Consider the following 1,068-nt stretch of genomic DNA (forward strand, 5'->3'; position numbering starts at 1 on the left):
GGGTAGTTGCTGCCTACCCTGGGGGCTCGGCGGATTTTGAATTGAGCAGCTCGCGGGTTGGACCGATTACACGTCAGCTAGAAAAAGACTTCCATGTGAAAATGCTTGGCAGTCCCGAAGAAGTAGCGGAACAAACGGATGCCATTTTATTGACTTCCGTCGATGGAAGAGTACACCTTGAACAATTCAGTAGAGTTGTACCTTATGGGAAGCCGATTTATATTGACAAACCTTTAGCCTGTTCATCTGCTGATGCACGCCGGATTTTTGATCTGGCACAGCAGTACAACGTGCCGGTCAGCAGCAGCTCGTCCCTGAGATTTTCTGAGGAACTTCAGCAGGCCGCCATGGATCAAGGATCGATCATCGGGGCAGATACATACGGTCCAATGAAAATCGAACCTCCGCTGCCCGGCCTTTTTTGGTATGGGATTCATTCGATAGAGATGCTGTTTACTGTAATGGGAACCGGCTGTCGGCAAGTGGGCTGCACTGTCAATAATGATCACGATGTTATCGTTGGCAAGTGGGCGGATGGAAGAATTGGAACGGTCAGAGGGAATCGTACAGGAAATCATCAATTCGGTGCTTTGGTTCACCGCCGTTCAGGTACAGCATTCGTGGATTGTCAGAAGGGGACAAAGCCGCATTACGCCAGCTTACTGGAAGAAGTAATGAAAATGTTTACAACCGGAGAATCTCCAGTTGGCATGGATGAATCCATGGAAGTCATCCGCTTTATCGAAGCGGCCAATGAAAGCCGGCAAACGGGTAAAACTGTTCTGCTCGGTGAAAGGATGGCCCAAAATTGAGGATGGCAAGGGTAGGTGTGTATGTGGACAAAGAATGTGCCCTCTATAAATGGCAAAGAGGCGAAAACGTCTTTGAATTATATTTTCATTCTGTATTTCAGTATGCGGGTATCCCATTCACACCGATAGTAGAAACAAATCAGCTTCATCACTTTGATGTGATTGTGTTGGCTTTGCCGCCGATTAAACATGAGGAGACAAGGGATCTATGGGATTACATCCGCTCGGGTGGCTCTGTTATTTCCATTGGCAAATT

At 47.6% G+C, this 1,068-nt stretch carries 2 protein-coding genes; both read left to right on the top strand.

Translation table 11 applies throughout. The features are described 5' to 3' along the window. Window positions 1-812: Gfo/Idh/MocA family protein (locus ABHN01_RS20080; protein ID WP_429876990.1), on the top strand; the 812-nt coding region annotated here is incomplete at its 5' end. Further along, on the top strand, window positions 809-1,068 hold a 260-nt coding region (locus ABHN01_RS20085), incomplete at its 3' end, for a hypothetical protein (protein WP_429876991.1). The genes ABHN01_RS20080 and ABHN01_RS20085, both read left to right, overlap by 4 nt.

This window comes from Fictibacillus sp. NRS-1165 (assembly GCF_050468105.1).
Classification (GTDB): domain Bacteria; phylum Bacillota; class Bacilli; order Bacillales; family Fictibacillaceae; genus Fictibacillus_C; species Fictibacillus_C terrinigri.